The organism is Pseudomonas sp. MDT2-39-1, assembly GCF_054898085.1.
On the sequence record NZ_CM142716.1, the window covers coordinates 3,202,438 to 3,227,920 of the forward strand.

General features: G+C 57.3%; 26 protein-coding genes. 7 read left to right on the plus strand and 19 right to left on the minus strand.

Going from position 1 to position 25,483, the window contains the following annotated elements; genetic code table 11:
• Positions 1-4: 4 nt before the first annotated feature.
• The 14 genes from ACYZTM_RS15240 to rpmH form a co-directional block, all read right to left on the minus strand.
• Complete coding sequence (locus ACYZTM_RS15240) at positions 5-541, minus strand: F0F1 ATP synthase subunit delta (protein ID WP_109626976.1); 537 nt, start codon at positions 539-541, stop codon at positions 5-7.
• A 12-nt stretch (positions 542-553) separates the two neighbouring features.
• Complete coding sequence (locus ACYZTM_RS15245) at positions 554-1,024, minus strand: F0F1 ATP synthase subunit B (protein ID WP_131059033.1); 471 nt, start codon at positions 1,022-1,024, stop codon at positions 554-556.
• Between the two features lie 56 nt (positions 1,025-1,080).
• Positions 1,081-1,338: a F0F1 ATP synthase subunit C gene (gene atpE, locus ACYZTM_RS15250; RefSeq protein WP_002555987.1), complete on the minus strand. Its 258-nt coding sequence runs from the start codon at positions 1,336-1,338 to the stop codon at positions 1,081-1,083.
• Between the two features lie 133 nt (positions 1,339-1,471).
• Positions 1,472-2,341, minus strand: a complete 870-nt coding sequence (gene atpB / locus ACYZTM_RS15255; RefSeq protein ID WP_131059034.1) for a F0F1 ATP synthase subunit A — start codon at positions 2,339-2,341, stop codon at positions 1,472-1,474.
• A gap of 16 nt (positions 2,342-2,357) precedes the next feature.
• The gene (locus tag ACYZTM_RS15260; RefSeq protein ID WP_007948092.1) at positions 2,358-2,765 is read right to left on the minus strand and encodes a F0F1 ATP synthase subunit I; all 408 of its coding nucleotides are present in this window, start codon (positions 2,763-2,765) and stop codon (positions 2,358-2,360) included.
• 148 nt (positions 2,766-2,913) lie between these two features.
• Positions 2,914-3,786, minus strand: coding sequence for a ParB/RepB/Spo0J family partition protein (locus ACYZTM_RS15265; protein ID WP_461983249.1), 873 nt, complete (start codon positions 3,784-3,786; stop codon positions 2,914-2,916).
• A 9-nt stretch (positions 3,787-3,795) separates the two neighbouring features.
• Entirely contained in the window at positions 3,796-4,593 is a 798-nt protein-coding gene (locus ACYZTM_RS15270; RefSeq protein ID WP_008155709.1) for a ParA family protein, read from the minus strand.
• A gap of 18 nt (positions 4,594-4,611) precedes the next feature.
• Positions 4,612-5,256: a 16S rRNA (guanine(527)-N(7))-methyltransferase RsmG gene (rsmG, locus tag ACYZTM_RS15275; RefSeq protein ID WP_461983251.1), complete on the minus strand. Its 645-nt coding sequence runs from the start codon at positions 5,254-5,256 to the stop codon at positions 4,612-4,614.
• Positions 5,253-7,151 carry a tRNA uridine-5-carboxymethylaminomethyl(34) synthesis enzyme MnmG gene (gene mnmG, locus ACYZTM_RS15280; protein WP_461983253.1) on the minus strand — a complete coding sequence of 633 codons (1,899 nt, stop codon included), beginning with the start codon at positions 7,149-7,151 and terminating at the stop codon, positions 5,253-5,255. Before mnmG ends, rsmG begins: the two co-directional genes overlap by 4 nt.
• A gap of 551 nt (positions 7,152-7,702) precedes the next feature.
• A complete protein-coding gene (gene mnmE, locus ACYZTM_RS15285; RefSeq protein ID WP_131059038.1) occupies positions 7,703-9,073 on the minus strand; it encodes a tRNA uridine-5-carboxymethylaminomethyl(34) synthesis GTPase MnmE in 1,371 nt (456 codons plus the stop codon).
• Between the two features lie 79 nt (positions 9,074-9,152).
• A complete protein-coding gene (gene yidC, locus ACYZTM_RS15290; RefSeq protein ID WP_461983255.1) occupies positions 9,153-10,838 on the minus strand; it encodes a membrane protein insertase YidC in 1,686 nt (561 codons plus the stop codon).
• 2 nt (positions 10,839-10,840) lie between these two features.
• Positions 10,841-11,086, minus strand: a complete 246-nt coding sequence (gene yidD, locus ACYZTM_RS15295; RefSeq protein WP_074872215.1) for a membrane protein insertion efficiency factor YidD — start codon at positions 11,084-11,086, stop codon at positions 10,841-10,843.
• Entirely contained in the window at positions 11,079-11,480 is a 402-nt protein-coding gene (gene rnpA, locus ACYZTM_RS15300; RefSeq protein WP_027926203.1) for a ribonuclease P protein component, read from the minus strand. Before rnpA ends, yidD begins: the two co-directional genes overlap by 8 nt.
• A 16-nt stretch (positions 11,481-11,496) precedes the next feature.
• Positions 11,497-11,631, minus strand: coding sequence for a 50S ribosomal protein L34 (gene rpmH, locus ACYZTM_RS15305; RefSeq protein ID WP_003213577.1), 135 nt, complete (start codon positions 11,629-11,631; stop codon positions 11,497-11,499).
• A 567-nt stretch (positions 11,632-12,198) separates the two neighbouring features.
• On the opposite strand from rpmH, the gene dnaA reads away from it, so the two are divergent.
• The 4 genes from dnaA to gyrB are packed head-to-tail and all read left to right on the plus strand — an operon-like array spanning position 12,199 to position 18,415.
• Complete coding sequence (gene dnaA / locus ACYZTM_RS15310) at positions 12,199-13,719, plus strand: chromosomal replication initiator protein DnaA (RefSeq protein WP_461983257.1); 1,521 nt, start codon at positions 12,199-12,201, stop codon at positions 13,717-13,719.
• A gap of 39 nt (positions 13,720-13,758) precedes the next feature.
• The gene (gene dnaN, locus ACYZTM_RS15315) at positions 13,759-14,862 is read left to right on the plus strand and encodes a DNA polymerase III subunit beta (RefSeq protein WP_017341709.1); all 1,104 of its coding nucleotides are present in this window, start codon (positions 13,759-13,761) and stop codon (positions 14,860-14,862) included.
• A 20-nt stretch (positions 14,863-14,882) separates the two neighbouring features.
• Positions 14,883-15,986, plus strand: a complete 1,104-nt coding sequence (gene recF / locus ACYZTM_RS15320; protein ID WP_461983260.1) for a DNA replication/repair protein RecF — start codon at positions 14,883-14,885, stop codon at positions 15,984-15,986.
• A 5-nt stretch (positions 15,987-15,991) separates the two neighbouring features.
• Entirely contained in the window at positions 15,992-18,415 is a 2,424-nt protein-coding gene (gene gyrB / locus ACYZTM_RS15325; protein ID WP_131059042.1) for a DNA topoisomerase (ATP-hydrolyzing) subunit B, read from the plus strand.
• A gap of 287 nt (positions 18,416-18,702) precedes the next feature.
• Here gyrB and ACYZTM_RS15330 read toward each other — a convergent pair whose 3' ends face one another.
• The 4 genes from ACYZTM_RS15330 to glyQ form a co-directional block, all read right to left on the minus strand.
• Positions 18,703-19,482 carry a lysophospholipid acyltransferase family protein gene (locus tag ACYZTM_RS15330; protein WP_131059043.1) on the minus strand — a complete coding sequence of 260 codons (780 nt, stop codon included), beginning with the start codon at positions 19,480-19,482 and terminating at the stop codon, positions 18,703-18,705.
• An 82-nt stretch (positions 19,483-19,564) separates the two neighbouring features.
• Positions 19,565-20,104, minus strand: a complete 540-nt coding sequence (gene gmhB / locus ACYZTM_RS15335) for a D-glycero-beta-D-manno-heptose 1,7-bisphosphate 7-phosphatase (protein ID WP_165557421.1) — start codon at positions 20,102-20,104, stop codon at positions 19,565-19,567.
• Between the two features lie 4 nt (positions 20,105-20,108).
• Positions 20,109-22,163 (minus strand): glycine--tRNA ligase subunit beta, encoded by a 2,055-nt coding sequence (glyS, locus tag ACYZTM_RS15340; RefSeq protein ID WP_131059045.1) that lies wholly within the window; start codon positions 22,161-22,163, stop codon positions 20,109-20,111.
• Positions 22,160-23,113 (minus strand): glycine--tRNA ligase subunit alpha, encoded by a 954-nt coding sequence (glyQ, locus tag ACYZTM_RS15345; protein WP_008155694.1) that lies wholly within the window; start codon positions 23,111-23,113, stop codon positions 22,160-22,162. Before glyQ ends, glyS begins: the two co-directional genes overlap by 4 nt.
• Positions 23,114-23,194: 81 nt before the next feature.
• Here glyQ and tag point away from each other — a divergent pair, with 81 nt between their 5' ends.
• From tag to ACYZTM_RS15360, 3 genes are all read left to right on the plus strand, one after another.
• The gene (gene tag / locus ACYZTM_RS15350) at positions 23,195-23,752 is read left to right on the plus strand and encodes a DNA-3-methyladenine glycosylase I (RefSeq protein WP_461983263.1); all 558 of its coding nucleotides are present in this window, start codon (positions 23,195-23,197) and stop codon (positions 23,750-23,752) included.
• Between the two features lie 40 nt (positions 23,753-23,792).
• Entirely contained in the window at positions 23,793-24,680 is an 888-nt protein-coding gene (locus ACYZTM_RS15355) for a lysophospholipid acyltransferase (protein ID WP_461983265.1), read from the plus strand.
• Between the two features lie 164 nt (positions 24,681-24,844).
• Entirely contained in the window at positions 24,845-25,084 is a 240-nt protein-coding gene (locus tag ACYZTM_RS15360) for a PilZ domain-containing protein (protein ID WP_131059048.1), read from the plus strand.
• Here the strand turns inward: ACYZTM_RS15360 and ACYZTM_RS15365 are convergent, their stop codons facing one another.
• A complete protein-coding gene (locus tag ACYZTM_RS15365) occupies positions 25,085-25,399 on the minus strand; it encodes a tetratricopeptide repeat protein (protein ID WP_131059049.1) in 315 nt (104 codons plus the stop codon). It lies immediately after the preceding gene.
• Positions 25,400-25,483 lie beyond the last annotated feature (84 nt).

Genomic DNA, 25,483 nt, shown 5'->3' on the forward strand with positions numbered 1-25,483 from the left:
AAACTCAAGATTTCAATGCTTCGGCAAGGCTCGCGAGTTTGCCGCGAACCGAGCCATCGATAACCAGGTCGCCGGCGCGGATGACAATGCCCCCAATAAGGGATTTGTCTTCCTCGACTTGCAGGCGCACTTCCCGGTTGAGTCGTGCACTGAGAACCTTGGCGAGTTTGTCTTGCTGTTCTTGGTTCAATGCAAAAGCACTGGTCACTTCAACGTCTACCGATTTCTCTTGTTCGGCCTTGTACAGGTCAAACAGAGCGGCAATCTCCGGCAACAGCGGGAGACGGTCGTTTTCGGCAACGACGTGAATGAAGTTCTGTGCCTTGGCATCAAACTTGTCGCCGCACACGTCAATAAACGTGGCGGCCTTGTCTGCGCTCGTCAGTCGCGGGGCCTTGAGCACGCGCTGCATAGTGTCGTCTTGCGACACTGCTGCAGCCAGGCCGAGCATGGCTGACCAAGAGGCCAGTTGCTGGTGGGCCTGGGCGTGCTCGAAGGCTGCCTTAGCGTAAGGTCGGGCCAACGTGGTCAATTCTGCCATGATCGCCCTCGCTTAAATTTCAGCAGCCAGTTTGTTTACCAGCTCCGCGTGCGCGTTTTGATCGATTGTGGAACCCAGGATCTTCTCGGCGCCGGAGACTGCCAGGCTACCCAGTTGGGTACGCAGCGCGTCTTTGACACTGTTCAGTTCCTGCTCGATCTCGGCCTGAGCCTGAACCTTCACACGGTCAGCGTCGATACGGGCTTTTTCAACAGCCTCTTCAACGATCTGGTTACCGCGTTTCTTGGCTTGCTCAATGATTTCGGCTGCCTGAGCTTTTGCTTCGCGCAGTTGCTGACCCGCTTTATCTTGGGCCAGCTCCAGGTCGCGAGCTGCTCGGGCGGCAGCGTCCAGTCCATCCGCGATCTTCTTCTGACGTTCGTGCAAAGCCGCGATGACCGGAGGCCACACGAACTTCATGCAAAACAGTACAAAAATGAAGAACGCAACGGACTGGCCAATCAGGGTTGCATTAATGTTCACGCCAACACCTCGCTCGTTCGTTGCACATCACACCAATTACTCGAAGGTTCGAGTAATTAGCCAGCGAGTTGACCAACGAATGGGTTCGCGAAGGTGAAGAACAGAGCGATACCAACACCGATCATGGTCACGGCGTCGAGCAGACCGGCAACGATGAACATTTTAACTTGCAGCATTGGAACCATTTCTGGCTGACGCGCTGCGCCTTCCAGGAACTTGCCGCCCAAGAGGCCGAAACCAATTGCGGTACCCAGTGCGCCCAGGCCGATCAACAGTGCAACAGCGATAGCGGTTAGACCAACTACAGTTTCCATCTTTCCTCCCGACTTTTACGTCGTATGGTTTAGGTTTTTTAGATTTTAAAGCGGTAAAACAAATCGTTTCATAGCCCTGTTCGGGCACCCACTCGTTTCACCGAGTGGGACATCAGACCAGTCGAGACTGGTCTTAATGGTTTTCTTCGTGCGCCATCGACAGGTAAACGATGGTCAGCATCATGAAGATAAACGCCTGCAGGGTGATGATCAGGATGTGGAACACAGCCCACGCCCACTGCAGAACTACGCCCAGGCCGCTAAGCCAGAGCAGACCGCTGCCGAACATCACAGCAATCAGAATGAAGACCAGTTCGCCGGCGTACATATTGCCGAACAGACGCAGTGCCAGGGAGATAGGCTTGGCGATCAGCGTCACGAACTCCAGCAGGAAGTTCACCGGAATCAGCAGGGCTTGAAGAAAGATATTCTTGCTGCCGAACGGGTGCAGGGTCAGTTCGCCGATGAAGCCGCCGATGCCCTTGACCTTGATGCTGTAGAAAATGATCAACGCGAACACCGACAGGGCCATGCCCAGGGTAGCGTTCGGGTCAGTGGTCGATACGGCACGGAACGGAATGTGCGCATCGCCAGTGATCAGGATGGCCAGCTGAGGAATCCAGTCGACCGGGATCAGGTCGACGGCGTTCATCAGGAAGACCCAGACGAAGATGGTCAGTGCCAGCGGTGCAATCACCGGGCTACGGCCATGGAAGCTGTCTTTCACGCTGCCATCGACGAATTCGACCAATACTTCAACGAAGTTCTGCAAAGCACCAGGTACACCCGTAGTCGCCTTCTTTGCCGCCATGCGGAAAAGAAGAACGAAGATCAGACCCAACGCGACCGACCAGCCGAGCGTATCGACGTGGAAAGCCCAGAAGCCCATTTCTTTGGCTTCTGCTGCGGTGTGGGCAAAACCCCACCCGCCAGTTGGGTGCTGCCCGAAGGTCAGGTTCTGCAAGTGGTGCTGGATATAGCCCGAAGCGGTTGTTTCTGCCATGGTTGCCTCAAACGCCCTAAGGTCTCGAAAGTCTTGTTCTCATCAGCAGGGGCGCGAACCAGCTGACCAGTTGGGTCAACACGAAGACGCCGAATACAGCTAGCGGCGCCAATGGCTTCACACCTGCGAACGTCAATGCAAAGAGCACTGCCGTCAAAATCAGTTTGCCCGCCTCGCCGGCATAAAAAGACCGGACGATGGCTTGAGCTGCTCGGGCGCCGGAAAACCGAAATGCCCTGTGAGCGAAATAAACATTGGGCAGCAAGGCTATCAGGCCTCCGCAGAGTCCTGAGTACCCGGCTACGACTCCATGCCAGTACCAGAGCGCCAAAGCGGCCAGTACCAAAACGACAAATTGAGCCAGTAAGACCGGAAAAACTGCCAGGCGATGGAACGGCAAGCGGTTTGGCGTGCGGCTCTCCATCGTTTTTGCTCCCCAATGATCGGCTGCCAGAATTCAATAACTTGGCATAATTTGTGCCGACAAAATGCGCGCAGAGTATAGGGGCGGTTCTGCCCCTATTCAACTGTCAGGTAGTGATTTCCACCTGCTCGCTACATGAGGAAATGTTTCAGCGGATGTGTGCAAGCACACCTTGAAGCTCATCGAGGGAGTTGTAACCGATCACCAGCTGCCCCTTCCCCTTTTTCCCGTGGCGGATCTGCACCGCAGAGCCTAGGCGCTCAGCCAGGCGCTGTTCGAGTCGAGCAATATCCGGGTCCGGTTTAACCGGTTCAGCAGGCTCCTGTTTGCCACTCAACCACTGGCGAACCAGTGCCTCAGTCTGGCGCACTGTCAGCCCCCGTGCGACAACATGTCGCGCCCCTTCAACCTGTTGATTCTCCGGTAAACCGAGCAAAGCACGGGCATGACCCATTTCCAGGTCGCCGTGCGACAGCATGGTTTTGATGACTTCCGGCAACGCGATCAAGCGTAGCAGGTTGGCCACGGTGACGCGTGATTTGCCCACGGCTTCGGCCACTTGTTGCTGTGTCAGCTGGAATTCCTGCTGCAAACGCTGCAAGGCCACGGCTTCTTCGATCGGATTGAGGTCTTCACGCTGGATGTTCTCGATCAGCGCCATGGCGATCGCGGTTTCATCCGGCACATCGCGAACCATCGCCGGGATGGTCTCCTGACCAGCCTGCTGGCTGGCGCGCCAACGGCGTTCGCCAGCGATGATTTCGAAGCGACCGTTGCCGATCGGACGAACCACGATCGGCTGCATCACACCCTGAGCCTTGATCGACTGTGCCAGCTCTTCCAGCGCCTGTGGGTCCATGTCCCGACGCGGCTGGTACTTGCCGCGCTGGATCAGGTCCAGGGGCAGGTGCTGCAGCTCACGCTGATCGGCCTGCACCGCTTGTTCTTCCAGCGAGCTGACAGTCGAACCACTCAGCAGTGCATCCAGTCCACGTCCGAGACCTCGTTTCTTGACGGCCATGGGGATTCCTTAAGTTGCCTGAGCAGCGGCGGTGCGTGAGTTTTTGCGTTGACGGCGAACCATCTCGCCGGCCAATGCCAGATAGGCAATGGCGCCCCGCGATGATTTGTCGTACGCCAGCGCCGGCATGCCATAGCTTGGCGCTTCGGCCAAGCGGATGTTGCGCGGGATGACGGTGTCGTACAGCTGCTCGCCGAAGTGTTCCTTGAGCTGCGCCGATACGTCGTTCATCAGGCTCAGGCGCGGGTCATACATGGTCCGCAACAGGCCTTCGACTTTCAGGTTCGGGTTGAGCAATTCAGCGATGCGCTTGATGTTATCCACAAGGTCGCTCAAACCTTCGAGCGCGAAGTACTCGCACTGCATGGGGATAATTACCCCGTCAGCCGCGACCAATGCGTTCAATGTGAGCATCGACAGCGACGGCGGGCAGTCGATCAAAATGTAATCGTAGTTTTCACGGATCGGCGCCAGCGCACTGCGCAGACGGCTTTCCTTCATCTGCATTTCCAGCAGAACCACTTCGGCCGCGGTCAGGTCGCGGTTGGCCGGCAACAGCTGGTAACCACCGTGCTCGGAGTAGTGCATGGCCTGGGCCAGGTCGCACTCGCCAATCAGCAAGTCGTAGACCGAGTTTTCCAGCCCGTGTTTATCCACACCGCTACCCATGGTGGCGTTGCCCTGTGGATCGAGATCGATCAACAGCACCCGGCGCTTGGTAGCGACCAGGGAAGCTGCGAGGTTGATGCAGGTGGTGGTTTTACCCACACCACCTTTCTGGTTCGCTATCGCGAATACCTTAGCCATTCTTGCTTGTGTTCCCAATCATGCCGTGCGGCGCAGTATCAGCAGATGGCGTTGGCCTTGGCAACCAGGTACGGCCAGGGCGTGTTCGCTATCGAGGTGGAAGTCTGCCGGCAATGCTACCAGCTCATCGGCCGGATGAACGCCCTTCATTGCCAGCCAGCGTGTATCGGCGTCGCCGAGGTGGCGAGTCCAGTTACTGAAGTTTTCCATGCTGCTGAACGCCCGGGAAATGATCCCATTGAATGGCTGGGCAGGCTGGAACGCTTCGACACGGCTGTGGAGAACTTGCAGGTTATCCAGTTTGAGTTCGAGTTTGACCTGGGTCAGGAAGCGGGTTTTCTTGCCGTTGCTGTCCAGACAGGTCACTTGCGACTCTGGAAACAGAATGGCCAACGGAATTCCCGGCATGCCACCGCCGCTGCCAACGTCCAGCCAGCGACCGTTTTCGACGAACGACATCACGCTCAAACTATCGAGCAAGTGACGGGAAACCATTTCATCCGGATCGCGCACTGCGGTTAGGTTGTAAGCCTTGTTCCATTTGATCAACAGGGCCAGGTAACCCAGCAGCTGCGCGTGCTGGGCTTCTGTCAGCGTGACACCGAGCTGGCGAGCACCTGTGGATAACTCTTCTGCATGTTGCGAGGTGACCAACGAACTCAAGCGCTTTGCTCCAACTGACGGCCCGCGCCGCGTTTTTTCAAATGAATCATCAACAGCGAAATCGCTGCCGGCGTTACGCCCGGGATACGCGACGCCTGGCCCAAGGTCTCTGGACGGGTCGCACCGAGCTTGCTCTGGATCTCTTTGGAGAGACCGGAAATGTTCGTGTAATCGATATCCACAGGCAGTTTTGTGTCTTCGCTGGCCCGCAGACGGGCGATTTCATCCTGTTGACGATCGATATAACCCGCGTATTTGGTCTTGATTTCGACCTGCTCGGCGACTTGTGGATCTTCAGCGCCGCCACCGGTCACGGCGATCAGACCAGCGTAGTCGATTTCCGGACGGCTCAGCAGATTGAGCAAATTGTATTCATGGGTCAGCGGCGTGCCGAACTTCTCGGAAATCGCATCGCCCTGCTCGGTGCCCGGGCGGACCCAGGTACTTTTCAGGCGTTGTTCTTCCAGGGTGATGCTTTCACGTTTGGTGCAGAACGCCGCCCAACGCGCGTCATCCACCAGACCCAGCTCGCGACCTTTTTCGGTCAGGCGCAGGTCGGCGTTGTCTTCACGCAGGATCAGGCGGTACTCGGCGCGGGATGTGAACATTCGGTACGGCTCTTGAGTACCGAGGGTAATCAAGTCGTCGACCAACACACCGATGTACGCCTCATCGCGACGCGGACACCAGGCGTCTTTGCCCTGCGCACGCAGTGCAGCGTTGGCACCGGCCAGCAAACCCTGGGCGCCGGCTTCTTCGTAACCGGTGGTGCCGTTGATTTGCCCGGCGAAAAACAGACCGCCGATGACTTTGGTTTCGAGGCTGTACTTCAGGTCACGCGGGTCGAAGTAGTCGTACTCGATGGCGTAGCCCGGACGAACAATGTGGGCGTTTTCCATGCCACGGATCGATTGCACGATCTGCAATTGCACGTCGAACGGCAAGGATGTGGATATCCCGTTCGGGTACAGCTCGTGAGTGGTCAAGCCTTCCGGTTCGATGAAGACCTGGTGGCTTTCCTTGTCGGCAAAGCGGTGGATCTTGTCTTCGATCGACGGGCAATAACGCGGGCCGATGCCTTCGATCAACCCTGCATCGGAATACATCGGCGAACGATCAAGGTTGGCGGCAATGATTTCGTGGGTGCGGGCGTTGGTGTGGGTAATCCAGCAGCTGACCTGTTTCGGGTGCTGCTCTTTGGAACCCATGAACGACATCACCGGGATCGGTGTATCGCCGGCCTGCTCGGTCATGACCGAGAAATCCACAGTACGACCGTCGATACGCGGTGGTGTACCGGTTTTCAAACGACCAACGCGCAGCGGCAATTCACGCAAACGGTGAGCCAGGGCGATCGATGGCGGATCGCCGGCGCGGCCGCCGGAATAATTCTGCATGCCGATGTGGATAAGTCCACCGAGGAAGGTGCCGGTGGTCAACACCACTGAATCCGCGAAGAAACGCAGGCCCATTTGGGTGACAACACCGCGCACTTGTTCCTGTTCGACGATCAGGTCATCAGCGGCTTGTTGAAATATCCACAGGTTCGGCTGGTTTTCCAATGCTTCGCGGACAGCAGCCTTGTACAGAACCCGGTCGGCCTGAGCGCGAGTGGCTCGCACGGCCGGGCCTTTGCGGCTGTTCAACACGCGAAATTGAATACCACCTTTGTCGGTGGCCATGGCCATCGCGCCGCCAAGGGCATCGATTTCCTTGACCAGATGGCTTTTACCGATCCCGCCAATGGCGGGGTTGCAGCTCATGGCACCGAGGGTTTCCACGTTATGCGTCAGCAACAGGGTTTTTGCACCCATACGTGCTGAGGCCAGTGCTGCCTCGGTACCGGCATGACCGCCGCCGATGACGATCACTTCAAAACGGGAAGGGAAATCCACCACGCACCTCGTGCCTGCTTCAGTTAGGTAATCAAGAATAGTTTGAGCTCAGGTTTCTATACCTGGTCGGCAAGTATAGGGACTTCGCCCTTCCTAAAGAACCCTTTGCACAAAATTTAACCAGCTGTGGAGAAGTCGAGGTTATAGAAATTAAAAAGAGAGAAATTTATTAAATCTTTGTTTTTATGTTTATTTCTACTGAGGAACATTTCTGTGGATAGATCTCTACGGACCTTTATATTCAATGTGTACAGAGATTCAAAACCCTGTGGTCATGTGCCAAGGAGTCCCTTGGATAACCGGTTTAAGCCTGTGGATTAAAGTGGTGGTTATCCACAGTGGTGGTTATCTTCAGTTTTCAGGCCCTGTTATCAACTGCCCTTAGTGGCAGTTACTCACAGGGCTTAATCCACAGAAAAGCGCTGATCGAGCAAATTCCGCACACGGAAAATCCGCTCAAGCAGAAAGAATCTGCTCGGCACTGGAGAAAGATTTAAGAGAAGGGAGGGAACAGACAGGCGCGAATGGCCTGTCTGTGGACAACGGAAGGACTATTTACCAATACAGAAGCTGGAAAAGATGCGTCCCAACAGGTCATCGGAGCTGAATGCACCGGTGATTTCACCCAAAGAGTGCTGAGCCTGACGTAAATCTTCGGCCAACAACTCACCAGCCCCCGCCAATGTCAGCTGTGCACGGCCATGCTCAAGGGATGCGCTGGCATGACGCAACGCCTCAAGGTGACGCCTGCGTGCACTGAAGCTGCTTTCCGAGGTCTGCTCGTAGCCCATGCAGGCCTTGAGGTGATCGCGCAGCAATTCCAGGCCATCGCCTGCAGACTTGGCACTCAGGCTGATGGTGACGTGGCCATCATCACTGACCTCCAGGGCAATGGCTTCACCGGTCAGGTCTGCCTTGTTACGAATCAGCGTGACTTTGGCCGGATCCGGGCGGATTTCGAGGAATTCCGGCCATAACGCGAACGGATCAAGTGCCTCAGGAGCGGTCGCATCGACAACCAACAGAACGCGATCTGCCTCGCCGATGGCTTTCAACGCCCGCTCGACTCCGATTTTTTCCACCTGGTCATCGGTATCCCGCAGACCGGCAGTGTCGACCACGTGCAACGGCATGCCATCGATGTGGATATGTTCGCGAAGAATGTCTCGGGTGGTGCCGGCAATCTCAGTCACGATCGCGGCTTCCCGACCGGCCAAGGCATTCAGCAGGCTGGACTTGCCGGCATTCGGCCGGCCGGCAATGACCACGGTCATCCCATCGCGCAGCAAGGCACCTTGCCCGGCTTCACGAAGCACTGTGGATAATTCATCGCGAACTTTGTCGAGCATCGCCAGTACGTGGCCGTCGGCCAGGAAGTCGATTTCTTCTTCCGGGAAATCGATGGCTGCCTCGACGTAGATGCGCAGGCCAATCAACTGCTCGGTGAGGTTATGCACACGCTGGGAGAAGGCGCCCTGCAACGAACGCAGCGCGTTTCGAGCAGCCTGTGCAGAACTTGCCTCGATCAAGTCGGCGATGGCCTCCGCCTGGGCCAGATCGAGCTTGTCATTGAGGAAAGCACGCTCACTGAATTCACCTGGCCGTGCCAGACGGCAGCCCAGTTCCAGGCAACGTTTGAGCAGCATGTCCAAAACGATTGGCCCGCCGTGACCCTGCAGTTCAAGCACGTCTTCGCCGGTGAAGGAGTTCGGTCCCGGGAAATACAGCGCGATGCCTTCGTCCAGCACCTCTTCGTTTTCATTGAGAAACGGGCCGTAGTGGGCAAATCTGGGTTTCAGCTCGCGACCGCTGATCGCCTTGGCGGCAATGCTCGCCAATGGCCCGGAAATACGGACGATGCCCACACCGCCGCGACCTTGAGCGGTGGCGACAGCTGCGATGGTTTCACGAGGAACGCTCATAAACCGGTATCCAGACAAAAGTGACAGATAGCAAAACGCCCCACTAGGGGGCGTTCTGAGTGGTTATTCACAGTGTAAATCAGGCAGCTGCTTTGGTAGCCGCTTCGACTTTACGAGTGATGTACCACTGTTGGGCGATCGACAAAACGTTGTTCACAACCCAGTACAGCACCAGACCAGCCGGGAACCACAGGAAGAAGAAGGTGAAGATGATTGGCATCAACTTCATCACCTTGGCCTGCATCGGATCCGGAGGAGTCGGGTTCAACTGCTGCTGGATGAACATGGTTGCACCCATGATGATCGGCAGAATGAAGAACGGATCCTTGATCGACAGGTCAGTAATCCACAGCATGAACGGCGCTTGGCGCATTTCAACGCTTTCCAGCAGAACCCAGTACAGCGAAAGGAAAACCGGCATCTGCACGAGGATTGGCAAGCAACCACCCAGCGGATTGATCTTCTCTTTCTTGTACAGCTCCATCATGGCTTGCGACATTTTCTGCCGATCGTCGCCGTGTTGCTCTTTCAGCGCGGCCAGTTTCGGTGCCACTGCACGCATACGAGCCATGGATTTGTAGCTGGCTGCCGACAGCGGGAAGAAGATCCCTTTGATCAGCATGGTCAGGAAGATGATTGACCAGCCCCAGTTGCCGATCAGCGCGTGGATATGTTGCAGCAGCCAGAAAATTGGCTGGGCAATGAACCACAGAATGCCGTAGTCGACGGTCAGTTCCAGACCTGGGGACAACTCTTTCAACACAGCCTGGCTTTTCGGACCGGCGTACAGAACGGCGCTGGTCTCGGCTTTTGCACCTGGCGCGACAGTCATCGCCGGGGCGGTGTAGCCAATGATGTAGTTGCCTTTGCTGTCTTTACGGGTCTGGACGACGTTGTTTTCGCCCTTCGCTGGAATCCACGCGGTCACGAAGTAGTGCTGCAACCAGGCAACCCAACCACCGTTCACGGTTTCTTTCAACTGAGCCTTGTCCATGTCGCTCATCGACACTTTCTTGTACGGCTCGTTACTTGTCCACAGGGCGGCGCCCAAATAAGTCGCGGTGCCGGTGGCAGTGCTGGAAGAAGGATCGGAGCTGGCGTCACGCTTCAACTGCGCAAACATTGCACCGGACCAGGGCTGAGCGCTCTGGTTATCGATCAGGTAGGAAACGGTTACGTCATACAGGCCACGTTTCACGGTGAAACGCTTGATGTAGTTGACGCCGTCCTTGCTGAACTTCAGGTCTACGACCAATTGGTCCTGACCGTCAGCCAGCTGGTAAACCTTCTTCTCCGAGGAGTAAACCGGACGACCGGCAGGATTTGCGTCCGGACCGTTGGTGCCGATCAAACCGCTCTGAGCCAGATAAGTCCGTTCGTTGCCGTTATCGAACAGCTGGAATGGAATGTCCGGATGGTCCTGGCGACGTGGATACAGCGGCAGCGTCAACTGGGCAACATCACCTCCTTGTGGATCGACAGCCAGGTTGAGCACATCCGTTTTGATCTGGATGAGGTCTTTGCTTGCAGCCACTGGGGCATCAGCAGGTGCAACGGCACTGGTTTCGCTTGCGGCGCGTGGAATGTCGTCACTGACAGAAGCATTATTGCCAGTCGCCGTATCCGGTAGACCCGGTGCGGTAGTGCTGGAAGCAACATTCTGAGTCGGCAGGGCAGCCTGGCCATAGTCCTGGTTCCATTTAAGAACCATAACGTAGGACACGATTGCCAGGGCGACGATCAGGATCGTGCGTTTGATATCCATGATTACTCGGCCATCGAAGAAGAACGGGAGGTAGGGATAGATGGAACCGGGTCATAACCACCGGGATTCCACGGATGACAGCGACCTAAACGACGAAAGGCCAGCCAGCCACCGCGCAGAAGGCCATGATTTTCTATGGCTTCATACGCGTAGCAGGAACAACTGGGGTAGAAGCGACAGTGACTGGCCATCAGAGGACTAATGGCATAGCGATAAAACTGGATCGGAACGAGTGCCAGTTTACGCATCGGGACTGTCTACCCCTACAGTTTCGGTTTTGACTGCTGGTACTGGCGTGCTGCGTGCCAGACGCTTCCAGAGTTTGCCGAAATGCTGAATCAATTCGGGGTTTTCTACGTCCCCCAAACCTTTGCGCGCGACGATAACAATATCCCAGCCGACCAGTGAATCCTGGTGCAGACGGAACGATTCGCGCATCAGACGTTTGAGGCGATTGCGCTCGACGGAGAGCTTTACGCTCTTTTTCCCGATAACCAGCCCGAGACGGGGGTGATCAAGATCGTTATTGCGCGCAAGGAGCAGGAGATTTTTCCCCGGAACCTTGCCGGTAGGGGAGTCAAAGACTGCCTTGAAATGCCGGGGAGTAAGCAGACGCTTTTCCCGACTGAAGTCCTGACTCACCTCCAGTGCCGGATTATCAAACTGCCAGACGCGCACGACCTTTGGCGCGACGACGCGACAGGACGGCACGACCGTTTTTGGTAGCCATGCGAGCACGGAAACCGTGGGTACGAGCGCGTTTGATAGTGCTTGGTTGGAAAGTACGTTTCATTGTCGTGTTACCTGGTTCGTCCACAACGGGCCGGAATGGCCCCCGTTTTAAGAGACCGGGGATTCTAGAGAAAGCAAGCCTCTAGGTCAATTTCCAACCAGCGTTTCCTTATAAATAGATCTCCAAGCGTTTTCCTGTCCGCAGGTCCTTCGCTAGATATAGAAATAAAGAAGGAAGTTATTTAAAGCTTTTCTGTAATGCTTATAAAAGCTAGGGACGCGATCATCTGTGGATAACTACCTTTAGCCCTTCTATCTCGTGCTGTACAGAGAATGACAACTACGGTGGAAAACGGTGGTCAGCCTGTGCTGCGCTGTCGGATAAGCTGTGTGTGGAATGGGTAGTTATCCACAGGCAGGTTATCCACCGAGTTTCACCCCCACTTGTCCAGTGCCCTCATGGGGGGTTATCCACAGAGCTTATGCACATACCATTGGTCGTCTTTTTTGTGGTTAACGCCTTGATAATTCATGCCCTGTGCGCAACCTGCATGTGGATAAGTGGACGTCTGGCCGCTACAATGGCCGCTTGTTTTTGCCTCACCGGCTTTCAACTTAGGGGATATCCGTGTCAGTGGAACTTTGGCAGCAGTGCGTGGAGCTTTTGCGCGATGAGCTGCCTGCCCAACAATTCAACACTTGGATCCGTCCACTACAGGTCGAAGCCGAAGGCGACGAGTTGCGTGTCTACGCACCGAATCGTTTTGTTCTCGACTGGGTCAACGAAAAGTACCTGGGCCGCGTCCTTGAGCTGCTGGATGAGCATGGCAATGGCATGGCGCCTGCGCTCTCCTTATTAATAGGCAGCAAACGCAGTTCGGCACCCCGTGCGGCGCCGAATGCACCGTTGGCCGCCGCTGCCTCACAGGCTCAGGCCGCTCATGCACCTGCCAGCGCTCCGGTGCCATCCTCGGTAGCCGCCCCGGCCAAGCGTTCGACGCAAAAAATTGCCGAGGTTAATGAAGAGCCTTCTCGTGACAGCTTCGACCCGATGGCCGGTGCCAGTTCGCAACAGGCCCCGATTCGCGCCGAACAGCGCACGGTGCAGGTCGAAGGTGCGCTCAAGCACACCAGCTACCTGAACCGCACCTTCACCTTTGAAAACTTCGTCGAGGGCAAGTCCAACCAACTGGCACGGGCTGCGGCCTGGCAAGTGGCGGACAACCCCAAGCACGGTTACAACCCGCTCTTCCTTTATGGTGGCGTTGGCTTGGGTAAAACCCACTTGATGCACGCGGTGGGTAACCATCTATTAAAGAAGAACCCGAATGCCAAGGTCGTGTACCTGCATTCCGAGCGCTTCGTGGCCGATATGGTCAAGGCGCTGCAACTGAACGCGATCAACGAGTTCAAGCGCTTCTACCGTTCGGTGGATGCATTGCTGATCGATGACATTCAGTTCTTCGCCCGCAAGGAACGTTCCCAGGAAGAGTTTTTCCATACCTTCAACGCCCTGCTTGAAGGTGGCCAGCAGGTCATTCTCACCAGTGACCGCTACCCGAAAGAAATCGAAGGCCTTGAAGAGCGGCTCAAATCCCGTTTCGGTTGGGGCCTGACGGTCGCCGTCGAGCCGCCGGAGCTGGAAACCCGCGTCGCCATCTTGATGAAAAAGGCCGACCAGGCCAAAGTCGATCTGCCACACGATGCGGCGTTCTTTATTGCCCAGCGCATTCGCTCCAACGTCCGTGAGCTGGAAGGCGCGCTCAAACGCGTCATCGCCCACTCTCACTTCATGGGCCGCGACATCACCATCGAGCTGATTCGCGAATCCCTGAAAGACCTGTTGGCGCTGCAAGACAAACTAGTCTCTGTGGATAACATTCAGCGCACGGTCGCCGAGTACTACAAGATCAAGATCTCCGATCTGCTGTCCAAGCGTCGTTCACGCTCGGTAGCTCGTCCGCGTCAGGTTGCAATGGCGTTGTCCAAAGAGTTGACTAACCACAGTCTGCCGGAAATCGGTGACGTGTTTGGCGGCCGAGACCACACGACTGTTTTGCACGCCTGCCGCAAGATCAACGAACTCAAGGAATCCGACGCGGACATCCGCGAGGACTACAAGAACCTGCTGCGTACACTGACCACTTGATGAACACCAGCGCAGCTTATTAAGGCAAGGGACGAGACCATGCATTTCACCATTCAACGCGAAGCCCTGTTGAAACCCCTGCAACTGGTCGCAGGCGTCGTCGAGCGCCGACAGACCTTGCCGGTGCTCTCCAACGTGCTGCTGGTTGTCGAAGGCCAGCAACTGTCGCTGACCGGTACCGACCTGGAAGTCGAGCTGGTCGGTCGTGTGCAACTTGAAGAGCCTGCGGATCCGGGTTCCATCACCGTGCCTGCGCGCAAGCTGATGGACATCTGCAAGAGCTTGCCGAATGACGCGCTGATCGACATCAAGGTCGACGAGCAAAAGCTCGTGGTGAAGGCCGGTCGTAGCCGCTTCACCCTGTCGACTCTGCCGGCCAACGATTTCCCGACAGTTGAAGAAGGCCCAGGCTCGCTGACTTGCAGCCTGGAGCAGAGCAAACTGCGTCGTCTGATCGAACGCACCAGCTTCGCCATGGCCCAGCAGGACGTGCGTTACTACCTGAACGGCATGCTGCTGGAAGTCTCGGCCGGGATCATCCGCGCCGTGGCCACCGACGGTCACCGTCTGGCCATGTGCTCGATGCAGGCCGACATCGGTCAGCCGGATCGCCACCAGGTCATCGTGCCGCGCAAGGGTATCCTTGAGCTAGCGCGCCTGCTGACCGAGCCGGACGGCATCGTCAGCATCGTGCTGGGTCAACACCACATCCGTGCCACTACCGGCGAGTTCACCTTCACTTCGAAGCTGGTCGACGGCAAATTCCCTGATTACGAGCGCGTTCTGCCAAAAGGCGGCGACAAACTGGTACTTGGCGATCGTCAGGCCCTGCGTGAAGCCTTCAGCCGCACCGCGATTCTGTCCAACGAGAAGTACCGCGGCATCCGTCTGCAACTGGCTAACGGCCAGTTGAAAATTCAGGCGAACAACCCGGAGCAGGAGGAAGCGGAAGAAGAAGTGGGCGTTGAATACAACGGCGGCAATCTGGAAATCGGCTTCAACGTGAGTTATCTGCTCGACGTGCTGGGTGTGATGACCACCGAGCAGGTTCGCCTGATCCTGTCCGACTCCAACAGCAGCGCGCTGGTGCAAGAGTCCGACAACGATGACTCGGCCTACGTTGTTATGCCGATGCGTTTGTAATCATGCTCAGCAGAAGCTAGATGTCCTTAAGTCGCGTCTCGGTCACCGCGGTGCGCAATCTGCACCCGGTGACCATCTCCCCCTCCCCCCGAATCAATATTCTTTACGGCGCCAACGGCAGCGGCAAAACCAGTGTTCTGGAAGCCATTCACCTGCTGGGGCTTGCCCGTTCGTTTCGTAGCACCCGTCTGTTGCCCGTCATTCAGTACGAGCAATTGGCATGCACGGTGTTTGGGCAGGTTGAGTTGGCCGAGGGTGGCCACAGTGCTTTGGGGATATCTCGCGACCGGCAGGGTGAGTTCCAGATCCGCATCGACGGCCAGAACGCCCGCAGCGCCGCGCAGCTGGCAGAGATCCTGCCACTTCAGTTGATTAACCCGGATAGCTTCCGCTTGCTGGAGGGCGCACCGAAGATTCGTCGGCAGTTTCTCGACTGGGGCGTGTTCCACGTGGAACCGCGATTCATGTCCACGTGGCAGCGCTTGCAGAAGGCCCTGCGCCAGAGAAACTCTTGGCTGCGGCATGGTACACTTGACGCCGTTTCGCAAGCGGTTTGGGACAGGGAACTGTGCCAGGCCAGCGCTGAAATAGATGAATACCGCCGCGCTTACATCAAAGCCTTGAAACCAGTCTTTGAACAGACCTTGAGCGAACTGGTTGAGCTCGAGGGCTTAACGCTCAGCTATTACCGAGGTTGGGACAAAGACCGCGAACTGAGTGCAGTGCTCGCTGGGTCCCTTCAGCGGGATCAGCAAATGGGTCATACCCAGGCCGGACCACAACGTGCTGATTTGCGTCTTAGATTGGGCGCACATAACGCCGCGGACATCTTGTCCCGTGGTCAGCAAAAGTTGGTGGTCTGTGCATTGCGGATTGCCCAAGGGCACTTGGTGAGCCAGGCCCGACGCGGCCAGTGTATTTATCTGGTGGATGACCTGCCGTCCGAACTGGACGAGCACCACCGTCGCGCGCTTTGCCGCTTGTTGGAAGACTTACGCTGCCAGGTGTTTATCACCTGTGTAGATCAAGAATTATTGAGGGAAGGCTGGCAGACGGAAACGCCAGTCGCTCTGTTCCACGTGGAACAGGGCCGTATCACCCAGACCCACGACCATCGGGAGTGAAGGCATTGAGCGAAGAAAATACGAATACCTACGACTCAACGAGCATTAAGGTGCTGAAAGGCCTGGATGCCGTACGCAAACGTCCCGGTATGTACATTGGTGACACCGACGATGGTAGCGGTCTGCACCACATGGTCTTCGAGGTAGTCGACAACTCCATCGATGAAGCACTCGCTGGCCACTGCGACGACATCAGCATCATTATCCACCCGGATGAGTCCATCACCGTTCGCGACAACGGTCGTGGCATCCCGGTAGACGTGCACAAAGAAGAAGGCGTTTCGGCAGCCGAGGTCATCATGACCGTGCTGCACGCCGGCGGTAAGTTCGACGACAACTCCTACAAAGTATCCGGCGGCCTGCACGGTGTAGGTGTGTCGGTGGTGAACGCCCTGTCCGAAGAGCTTGTTCTCACGGTGCGCCGCAGCGGCAAGATCTGGGAACAGACCTACATTCACGGTGTTCCGAAAGAACCGATGAAAATCGTCGGCGAGAGCGAAACCACCGGCACCCAGATCCACTTCAAACCATCCGATCTGACCTTCAAGAACATCCACTTCAGCTGGGACATCCTGGCCAAGCGTATTCGTGAACTGTCCTTCCTCAACTCTGGTGTCGGTATCGTCCTCAAGGATGAACGCAGCGGCAAGGAAGAGCTGTTCAAGTACGAAGGTGGCCTGCGTGCGTTCGTTGAATACCTGAACACCAACAAGACTCCGGTCAACCAAGTGTTCCACTTCAACATCCAGCGCGAAGACGGCATCGGCGTGGAAATCGCCCTGCAGTGGAACGACAGTTTCAACGAGAACCTGTTGTGCTTCACCAACAACATTCCGCAGCGCGATGGCGGTACTCACCTGGTGGGTTTCCGTTCCGCACTGACGCGTAACCTGAACACCTACATTGAAGCTGAAGGTCTGGCGAAGAAGCATAAAGTCGCCACCACCGGTGACGATGCCCGTGAAGGCCTGACCGCGATCATCTCGGTAAAAGTGCCGGATCCGAAGTTCAGCTCCCAGACTAAAGACAAGTTGGTTTCTTCCGAAGTGAAGACCGCGGTCGAACAGGAAATGGGCAAGTATTTCTCCGACTTCCTGTTGGAAAACCCGAACGAAGCCAAACTGGTCGTCGGCAAAATGATCGACGCGGCCCGCGCTCGTGAAGCGGCGCGTAAAGCGCGTGAGATGACCCGTCGCAAAGGCGCGCTGGATATCGCCGGCCTGCCGGGCAAACTGGCTGACTGCCAGGAAAAAGACCCTGCCCTGTCCGAACTGTACCTCGTGGAAGGTGACTCTGCTGGCGGCTCCGCCAAGCAGGGACGTAACCGCCGCACCCAGGCCATCCTGCCGCTCAAGGGCAAGATCCTGAACGTCGAGAAGGCGCGCTTCGACAAGATGATCTCTTCCCAGGAAGTGGGCACCTTGATCACCGCGCTGGGCTGCGGCATCGGCCGCGACGAGTACAACATCGACAAGCTGCGTTATCACAACATCATCATCATGACCGATGCTGACGTCGACGGTTCGCACATCCGTACCCTGCTGCTGACCTTCTTCTTCCGTCAGTTGCCGGAGCTGATCGAGCGCGGTTACATCTACATCGCTCAGCCGCCGCTGTACAAGGTCAAGAAAGGCAAGCAAGAGCAATACATCAAAGACGACGACGCCATGGAAGAGTACATGACGCAATCGGCCCTGGAAGACGCGAGCCTGCACCTGAACGAAGAAGCCCCGGGTATCTCCGGTGAAGCGCTCGAGCGTCTGGTGAACGACTTCCGTCTGGTGATGAAGACCCTCAAGCGTCTGTCGCGTCTGTACCCACAGGAACTGACCGAGCACTTCATCTACCTGCCAGCCGTCAGCCTGGAGCAATTGTCCGATCACGCAGCGATGCAGGCCTGGATGGCCCAGTACGAAGTTCGCCTGCGCACCGTCGAGAAGTCCGGCCTGGTCTACAAAGCCAGCCTGCGTGAAGACCGTGAACGTAACGTCTGGCTGCCAGAGGTCGAACTGATCTCCCACGGCCTGTCGAACTACGTCACCTTCAACCGCGACTTCTTCGGCAGCAACGATTACAAAACCGTTGTATCCCTGGGCGCTCAACTAAGCACCTTGCTGGACGACGGCGCGTACATCCAGCGTGGCGAGCGCAAAAAGCCGGTGACCGAGTTCAAGGAAGCCCTTGAATGGCTGATGGCTGAAAGCACCAAGCGTCACACCATCCAGCGATACAAAGGTCTGGGCGAAATGAACCCGGATCAGCTGTGGGAAACCACCATGGACCCAAGCCAGCGCCGGATGCTCAAAGTGACCATCGAAGACGCCATTGGCGCAGACCAGATCTTCAACACCCTGATGGGTGATGCGGTCGAACCTCGCCGTGACTTCATCGAAAGCAACGCCCTGGCGGTATCCAACCTGGACTTCTGATCCAGAAAACCTGCCCAAATGAAAAAGGCCAACGCTCAGCGTTGGCCTTTTTTATTGTCCGTGTAATAGCTCTGGAAGCAGTTAAACCGTGCTGTTGTTTAACTTATGAAACAGCAATCACGGGCATAAAAAAACCGGCTATATCAGCCGGTTTTTTTGCGCCCGAAAAAAACTTATGCACCATTTTCCAAGTTTTATGTGTTTAAGAAATATGTATATAAATCATAAAGATAAAATCAAAAATCGTTAGTTTTCAGCAAAACGGTACACAGGTTATCCACAGAATTTCAGACAGCTATCTGATCACTGGCAGTCGGCGTTTGCGGAGCGGGCGGAATCGAGCCCATTTCCTGTTGCATCTGCTCGTTCCAGCTCTGCACGCGGTCATTCAGATCGGCAATGGCGCGCGGCCCACTTCCCACGGCGTACATCGGCTCTCCGATGATCACGGTGATGACGCCCTGTTTCTTCGCCCAACCGGTTTTCGGCCAGAACTTGCCGGCATTGTGCGCAATCGGCAGCACTGGAAGTGCGGCGTTGACCGCCAACGCGGTGCCACCGCGTGAGAACTTGCCGATGGTGCCATAAGGAACTCGCGTCCCTTCAGGGAAGATCAGCACCCAGACGCCATCCTTCAGCAGTTCATCGCCCTTCTTCGCCACATGCTTGAGCGCAGCTTTTGGATTGCCGCGGTCGATGGCGATCGGTCGTAGCATGGCCATGGCCCAGCCGAAGAACGGGACAAACAGCAATGAGCGCTTGAGCACCTGGCTCAACGGCTCGAAGTAAGCAGAGAGGAAGAATGTCTCCCAGGTGCTCTGGTGGTTCGACTGAATCACGCAAGGCTGCTCAGGCACGTTCTCGGCGCCCTTCACTTCGTAGCGGATGCCCAGGAACACTTTGCTCAGCCACAAGGCGCAGCGACACCAGTACACGTTGATGAAGCGATAGCGTGCCTTGAATGGCAGAAACGGCGCGATAAAAAAGCTCAGGCTGCACCAAAGCAAAGAGCTGGTGCCCAGCAACAGATAAAAGAGGAACGTTCTGATGGCCTGCAGTATCGACATGGTGACGTTTACCGTGCGGGCTCTGCCCGTCTGTATAAAGCGCACCCCCGATCAATCCTTGGCCAGGAATATCAGAAGCACTCTAATTGTGGATAAGTTCTGCGGCAATCGCCGCAAGATCGTCAAAAATCAAGGTCCCCACCGGTAGGGTCTTGCCCAGAGTCTTTTCACCTTTCCCGGTCTTAACCAAAACTGGCTGAGAATCGACGGCTTTGGCGGCTTCCAGGTCACCAAGGGTATCGCCGACGAACCATAGATGGTTCAGCGATACGTTGTAATGTGCGGCGATGGTTTTCAACATCCCGGGTTTTGGCTTGCGGCAGTCGCAGCCGTCGTCCGGCCCGTGCGGGCAGTAGACGATCAGCCCGACCTCGCCGCCCTGCTCCGCCACCAATGCGCGCAAGCGCTCGTGCATGGCGTCCAGGGTTGCGATGTCGTAATAGCCGCGAGCGATGCCCGACTGGTTGGTGGCGACCGCCACCGTCCAGCCGGCCTTGCTCAACTGCGCGATGGCTTCGATCGAACCGGGGAGCGGAATCCACTCCTCCACCGACTTGATGTACGCGTCGGAGTCGTAATTGATCACCCCGTCACGATCGAGAATCAGCAGTTTCAACAGCAGTCCCTCAGCCCAGCATCGAAATATCGGCAACGCCGAGGAACAGCCCACGCAGGCGCGCCAGCAACGCATAACGGTTGGCGCGGACCTTGGCGTCTTCAGCGTTGACCATTACCGCTTCGAAAAACGCATCCACTGGCTCGCGCAAGGCGGCCAGACGTGCCAGCGATTCGCTGTACTGACGCGCAGCGGCCATCGGCTGGACAGCCTGGTCAGCCTGCTGGATCGCCGAGTACAGGGAGAACTCGTTGGCGTTGTCGAAGTACTTGGCTTCCACGACCGAAGGAACAGAGCCTTCGACCTTGCTCAGCAAGTTCGAAACGCGTTTGTTCACCGCGGCCAGTGCAGCGGCTTCCGGCAATTTGCGGAACGCTTCCACCGCTTGTACGCGCTGATCGAAGTCCAGCGCCGAACCCGGCTTCAGGGCACGGACCGACAGGTAAGTCCCGACATCCACGCCTTCGTCTTCGTAACGGGCACGCAGACGGTCGAAGATAAACTCCAGCACCGAATCGTTCAGGCCGGCAGCCTTGACCTTGGCACCGAACGCATTCACGGCGAACGCCACGGCGTCGTTCAGGTCGAGGTCGAGCTTCTTGTCGATCAGGATGCGCAACACGCCGAGTGCAGCACGGCGCAAGGCATACGGGTCTTTGCTGCCGGTAGGCAACATGCCGATGCCGAAAATGCCCACCAGCGTGTCGAGTTTATCGGCGATGGCCACGGCTGCGCCGGTCAGGGTGGTCGGCAGTTCAGCACCGGCACCACGCGGCATGTACTGCTCGTTCAGTGCCAGTGCGACTTCTTCCGGCTCGCCGTCGTTGAGCGCGTAGTAGTAACCGGCGACACCTTGCATCTCCGGGAACTCACCGACCATCTCGGTCGCCAGGTCGCACTTGGACAGCAGGCCGGCACGGGAAGCCCAGGCTGCGTTGCCGCCAATGCGTTGCGCGATGAACGCGGCGAGTTTGGAAACACGCTCGGCCTTGTCGTAGACGCTGCCGAGTTTTTCCTGGAACACCACGTTTTGCAGACGCAGGTTGAAGTCTTCGAGTTTCTGCTTCTTGTCTTGCTTGAAGAAGAACTCGGCGTCGGTCAGGCGTGGACGGACCACTTTCTCGTTACCGGCGATGATTTGTTGCGGGTCCTTGCTTTCGATGTTGGCCACGGTAATGAAGCGTGGCAGCAACTTGCCGTCGGCATCCAGCAGGCAGAAGTACTTCTGGTTGTCCTGCATGGTGGTGATCAGGGCTTCTTGCGGCACGTCGAGGAAGCGTTCCTCGAACGAGCACACCAGCGGCACCGGCCATTCAACCAGCGCGGTCACTTCGTCGAGCAAGGCAGGTGGAACGATCGCAGTACCTTCCTGCATCGTCGCCAGCTCTTCGGTGCGCTTGCTGATCAGCTCGCGACGCTCGTTGGCGTCGGCCAGTACGTAGGCGGCACGCAGGTCGCTCAGGTAATTGGCCGGCGAGGTGATGCGCACGCTTTCCGGGTGATGGAAGCGGTGACCACGGGAATCGCGGCCGGCCGTCTGGGCGAGGATCGTGCAATCGATGACCTGGTCACCGAGCAGCATCACCAGCCACTGGGTCGGGCGAACGAATTCTTCCTTGCGAGCACCCCAGCGCATGCGCTTGGGGATCGGCAGGTCGTTCAGGGAGTCTTCGACGATAGTTGGCAACAGGCTCGCGGTCGGCTTGCCGGCGATGCTTTGGCTGTAGCGCAGTTTCGGGCCGCTCTGATCGATTTCGCTCAGGTCGACGCCGCACTTCTTGGCGAAGCCCAGTGCCGCTTGAGTCGGATTGCCTTCGGCATCGAACGCGGCCTGACGTGGCGGGCCATCGAGGTTGATGCTGCGATCCGGCTGATGGGTCGCCAGCGAGGTGATCAGCACCGCCAGGCGACGTGGCGCAGCGTAGACGGTTTTGGTCTCGTAGTTCAGGCCAGCGGCTTGCAGGCCCTTGTCGATACCGGCCAGGAACGCATCGGCCAGGGTGTTCAGGGCTTTGGGTGGCAGTTCTTCGGTGCCCAGTTCAACCAGAAAATCTTGAGCACTCATTGTGCAGCCTCCAGCTTAGCCAACACTTCATCACGCAGGTCCGGGGTCGCCATCGGGAAGCCCAGCTTGGCGCGAGCCAGCAGGTAGGCTTGCGCAACGGAACGCGCCAGGGTGCGGACACGCAGAATGTATTGCTGACGCGCGGTCACCGAGATCGCCCGGCGCGCATCCAGCAGGTTGAAGGTATGGGAGGCCTTCAACACCATTTCGTAGCTCGGCAATGGCAGCGGCTGGTCGAGTTCGATCAGGCGCTTGGCTTCGCTTTCATAGAAATCGAACAGCTCGAACAGCTTCTCGACGTTGGCGTGTTCGAAGTTATAGGTCGACTGCTCCACTTCGTTCTGGTGGAACACGTCGCCGTAGGTGACCTTGCCCATCGGACCGTCAGCCCAGACCAGGTCGTAGACCGAGTCCACGCCTTGCAGGTACATGGCCAGACGCTCAAGACCGTAGGTGATCTCGCCGGTCACCGGGTAGCACTCGATGCCGCCCGCTTGCTGGAAGTAAGTGAACTGCGTCACCTCCATGCCGTTGAGCCAGACTTCCCAGCCCAGACCCCAGGCGCCCAGTGTCGGCGATTCCCAGTTGTCTTCAACAAAGCGAATGTCGTGGACCAACGGGTCCAGACCGACGTGCTTGAGGGAGCCCAGGTACAGTTCCTGGAAGTTGTCCGGGTTCGGCTTCAGGACTACCTGGAACTGGTAGTAGTGCTGCAGACGGTTCGGGTTTTCGCCGTAGCGGCCGTCAGTCGGGCGACGACTGGGCTGCACATAGGCGGCGTTCCAGGTTTCCGGGCCAATGGCGCGCAAGAATGTAGCGGTGTGGAAAGTGCCGGCGCCTACTTCCATATCGTAGGGCTGAAGTACCACACAACCTTGCTCGGCCCAGTATTGCTGGAGGGCGAGGATCAAGTCTTGGAAGGTACGCACGGCTGGCGTAGGCTGGCTCACGAAATTCACCTGTTTCTTGGGCTGCGATTTAAAGAGCGGGAGTATACCCGATTCGGTCCTGCGCACGCCCCCTGGAGCCTTATGCCACGCTGCTTTTGGTGTTCCGAAGATCCGCTGTACATGGCTTATCACGATCAGGAGTGGGGTACGCCGCTACGCGATGCGCAGGGATTGTTCGAGTTGCTTTTGCTCGAAGGGTTCCAGGCCGGCCTTGCCTGGATCACCGTGCTGCGTAAACGTGAGCGATATCGCGAGGTGTTGTTCGGCTTCGACGTGCAACGGGTGGCGCAGATGAGCGACGCGGAAATCGATGAATTGATGCTTGATCCGGGGATCATTCGCAATCGCCTCAAACTCAATGCAGCCCGCCGCAACGCCCAGGCCTGGCTGACGCTGGAGGACCCGGTAGCGTTTCTCTGGTCCTTCGTCGGCGGCACGCCTGTGATCAATCATTTCAAGGATCGCAGTGAAGTGCCGGCCGTGACCCCAACGGCCGTGGAGATGAGCAAAGGCCTGAAAAAGGCCGGTTTCACCTTCGTCGGCCCGACCATTTGCTACGCGCTGATGCAGGCCTCGGGAATGGTCATGGACCACACCCAGGATTGCGATCGTTACGCGACGCTGGCGAACGGCGGTTAGAATAGCCGCCTCGCGCACAGCACAAGATCAGGAGTGACCTGTGGATAAGTTTAAAGGCGCCTTGCTGGTAGGCGCTCTGCGGCTGTTTGCCCTGCTCCCGTGGTGGGCAGTGCAAGCAGTGGGCTCGGCCATTGGCTGGGTGATGTGGAAAACCCCCAACCGTTCCCGCGATGTGGTGCGGATCAACCTCGCCAAATGCTTTCCGCAGATGGACCCGGTTGAACGCGAGCGTCTTGTCGGCCAGAGCCTGAGAGACATCGGCAAGTCCCTGACCGAAAGCGCCTGCGCCTGGATCTGGCCCGCCCAGCGTTCCATCGACCTGGTGCGTGAAGTCGAAGGGCTCGACGTGTTGAAGGACGCCCTCGCCTCGGGCAAAGGTGTCGTCGGCATCACCAGCCACTTGGGCAATTGGGAAGTGTTAAACCACTTCTATTGCAACCAGTGCAAACCGATCATTTTTTATCGCCCGCCCAAGTTGAAAGCGGTGGACGATTTGCTGCGCAAACAGCGCGTACAACTGGGCAACCGCGTGGCCGCTTCCACCAAGGAAGGCATCCTCAGCGTCATCAAGGAAGTGCGCAAAGGTGGTGCAGTGGGTATTCCCGCTGACCCGGAACCGGCCGAATCCGCCGGGATTTTCGTGCCGTTCTTCGCCACGCAGGCGCTGACCAGCAAGTTCGTACCGAATATGCTCGCCGGCGGCAAAGCGGTCGGCGTGTTCCTGCATGCGCTGCGGCTGCCGGATGGTTCGGGGTACAAAGTGATCCTGGAAGCCGCGCCAGAGGCCATGTACAGCACCGATACGCAAACGTCCTGCGCGGCCATGAGCCAGGTGGTCGAGCGTTATGTGCGCGCTTATCCGAGCCAGTACATGTGGAGCATGAAGCGCTTCAAGAAGCGGCCGCCGGGCGAAGAACGCTGGTATTGAGTTGATTGGCATGATCTGTGGATAACTCAAACCTGTAGGAGCGAAGCTTGCTCGCGAAGAGGCCATTACAGTCAACATTGATTGGATGTGATATCGCCTTCGCGAGCAAGCTTCGCTCCTACAGGTTCAGGTTATCCACAACGGTTCATACAAGGGCGCAAAAGATGTCCGAACACCACAAATCGTTTCGCATCAAGATCACTCACGAAAGCTTCGGCGAATGCCTCGGCCAGACCCGCAACCTCTCCACCACGGGCGTCTACGTCAAGCATCCGGGCTTGTCGTCGTTGCCTAAAGGCGCGGTGGTTTATGGACAGGTGCAGGACTTGCCCACAGGCGCGCCGCGAGTGCGCATGGAAGTGGTGCTGGTAGATGCCGACGGCATTGGCCTGCGCTACCTCTGATCAGTGCGCCTGACGCTCAAGCTTTTTCAAAAACACCGTCATCTCCTTCTCTGCTTGCTTGTCACCATGGGCGCGGGCGGCTTCCAGGCCCTGCTCCCACGCCTGACGCGCAGCCGCAAAGTCTGCGAGCCCCAGATGGGCCTTGCCTAACAGCTTCCAGGCCGCCGAATACTTTGGATCGAATTCGACGCAGCGCTGGAAATGCTCGGCAGCCTTGGCGTTTTCCCCAAGGTCCAGATAGCCCTTGCCCAGGCCGAAGCGCAGCAATGAGTTATCCACACCCTTGGCGAGCATTTTTTCCAGGGATTCGAGCATCGGTGTTTCCCCTCAGTCAGTGATCGTTCCCACGCTCTGCGTGGGAATGCAGCCCGGGACGCTCTGCGCCCCATCTAAAGCCGA

Excerpts from the sequence above, each read along its gene's own strand:
- ACYZTM_RS15270 (WP_008155709.1), bottom strand. The coding sequence starts at position 4,593 with ATGGCTAAGGTATTCGCGATAGCGAACCAGAAAGGTGGTGTGGGTAAA.
- ACYZTM_RS15330 (WP_131059043.1), bottom strand. The coding sequence starts at position 19,482 with ATGTCGATACTGCAGGCCATCAGAACGTTCCTCTTTTATCTGTTGCTG.
- rpmH (WP_003213577.1), bottom strand. The coding sequence starts at position 11,631 with ATGAAACGTACTTTCCAACCAAGCACTATCAAACGCGCTCGTACCCAC.
- recF (WP_461983260.1), top strand. The coding sequence starts at position 14,883 with ATGTCCTTAAGTCGCGTCTCGGTCACCGCGGTGCGCAATCTGCACCCG.
- yidD (WP_074872215.1), bottom strand. The coding sequence starts at position 11,086 with ATGCGTAAACTGGCACTCGTTCCGATCCAGTTTTATCGCTATGCCATT.
- tag (WP_461983263.1), top strand. The coding sequence starts at position 23,195 with ATGCCACGCTGCTTTTGGTGTTCCGAAGATCCGCTGTACATGGCTTAT.
- yidC (WP_461983255.1), bottom strand. The coding sequence starts at position 10,838 with ATGGATATCAAACGCACGATCCTGATCGTCGCCCTGGCAATCGTGTCC.
- atpB (WP_131059034.1), bottom strand. The coding sequence starts at position 2,341 with ATGGCAGAAACAACCGCTTCGGGCTATATCCAGCACCACTTGCAGAAC.
- ACYZTM_RS15360 (WP_131059048.1), top strand. The coding sequence starts at position 24,845 with ATGTCCGAACACCACAAATCGTTTCGCATCAAGATCACTCACGAAAGC.
- ACYZTM_RS15240 (WP_109626976.1), bottom strand. The coding sequence starts at position 541 with ATGGCAGAATTGACCACGTTGGCCCGACCTTACGCTAAGGCAGCCTTC.
- ACYZTM_RS15265 (WP_461983249.1), bottom strand. The coding sequence starts at position 3,786 with ATGGCCGTCAAGAAACGAGGTCTCGGACGTGGACTGGATGCACTGCTG.
- ACYZTM_RS15260 (WP_007948092.1), bottom strand. The coding sequence starts at position 2,765 with ATGGAGAGCCGCACGCCAAACCGCTTGCCGTTCCATCGCCTGGCAGTT.
- mnmE (WP_131059038.1), bottom strand. The coding sequence starts at position 9,073 with ATGAGCGTTCCTCGTGAAACCATCGCAGCTGTCGCCACCGCTCAAGGT.
- dnaN (WP_017341709.1), top strand. The coding sequence starts at position 13,759 with ATGCATTTCACCATTCAACGCGAAGCCCTGTTGAAACCCCTGCAACTG.
- ACYZTM_RS15365 (WP_131059049.1), bottom strand. The coding sequence starts at position 25,399 with ATGCTCGAATCCCTGGAAAAAATGCTCGCCAAGGGTGTGGATAACTCA.
- atpE (WP_002555987.1), bottom strand. The coding sequence starts at position 1,338 with ATGGAAACTGTAGTTGGTCTAACCGCTATCGCTGTTGCACTGTTGATC.
- glyS (WP_131059045.1), bottom strand. The coding sequence starts at position 22,163 with ATGAGTGCTCAAGATTTTCTGGTTGAACTGGGCACCGAAGAACTGCCA.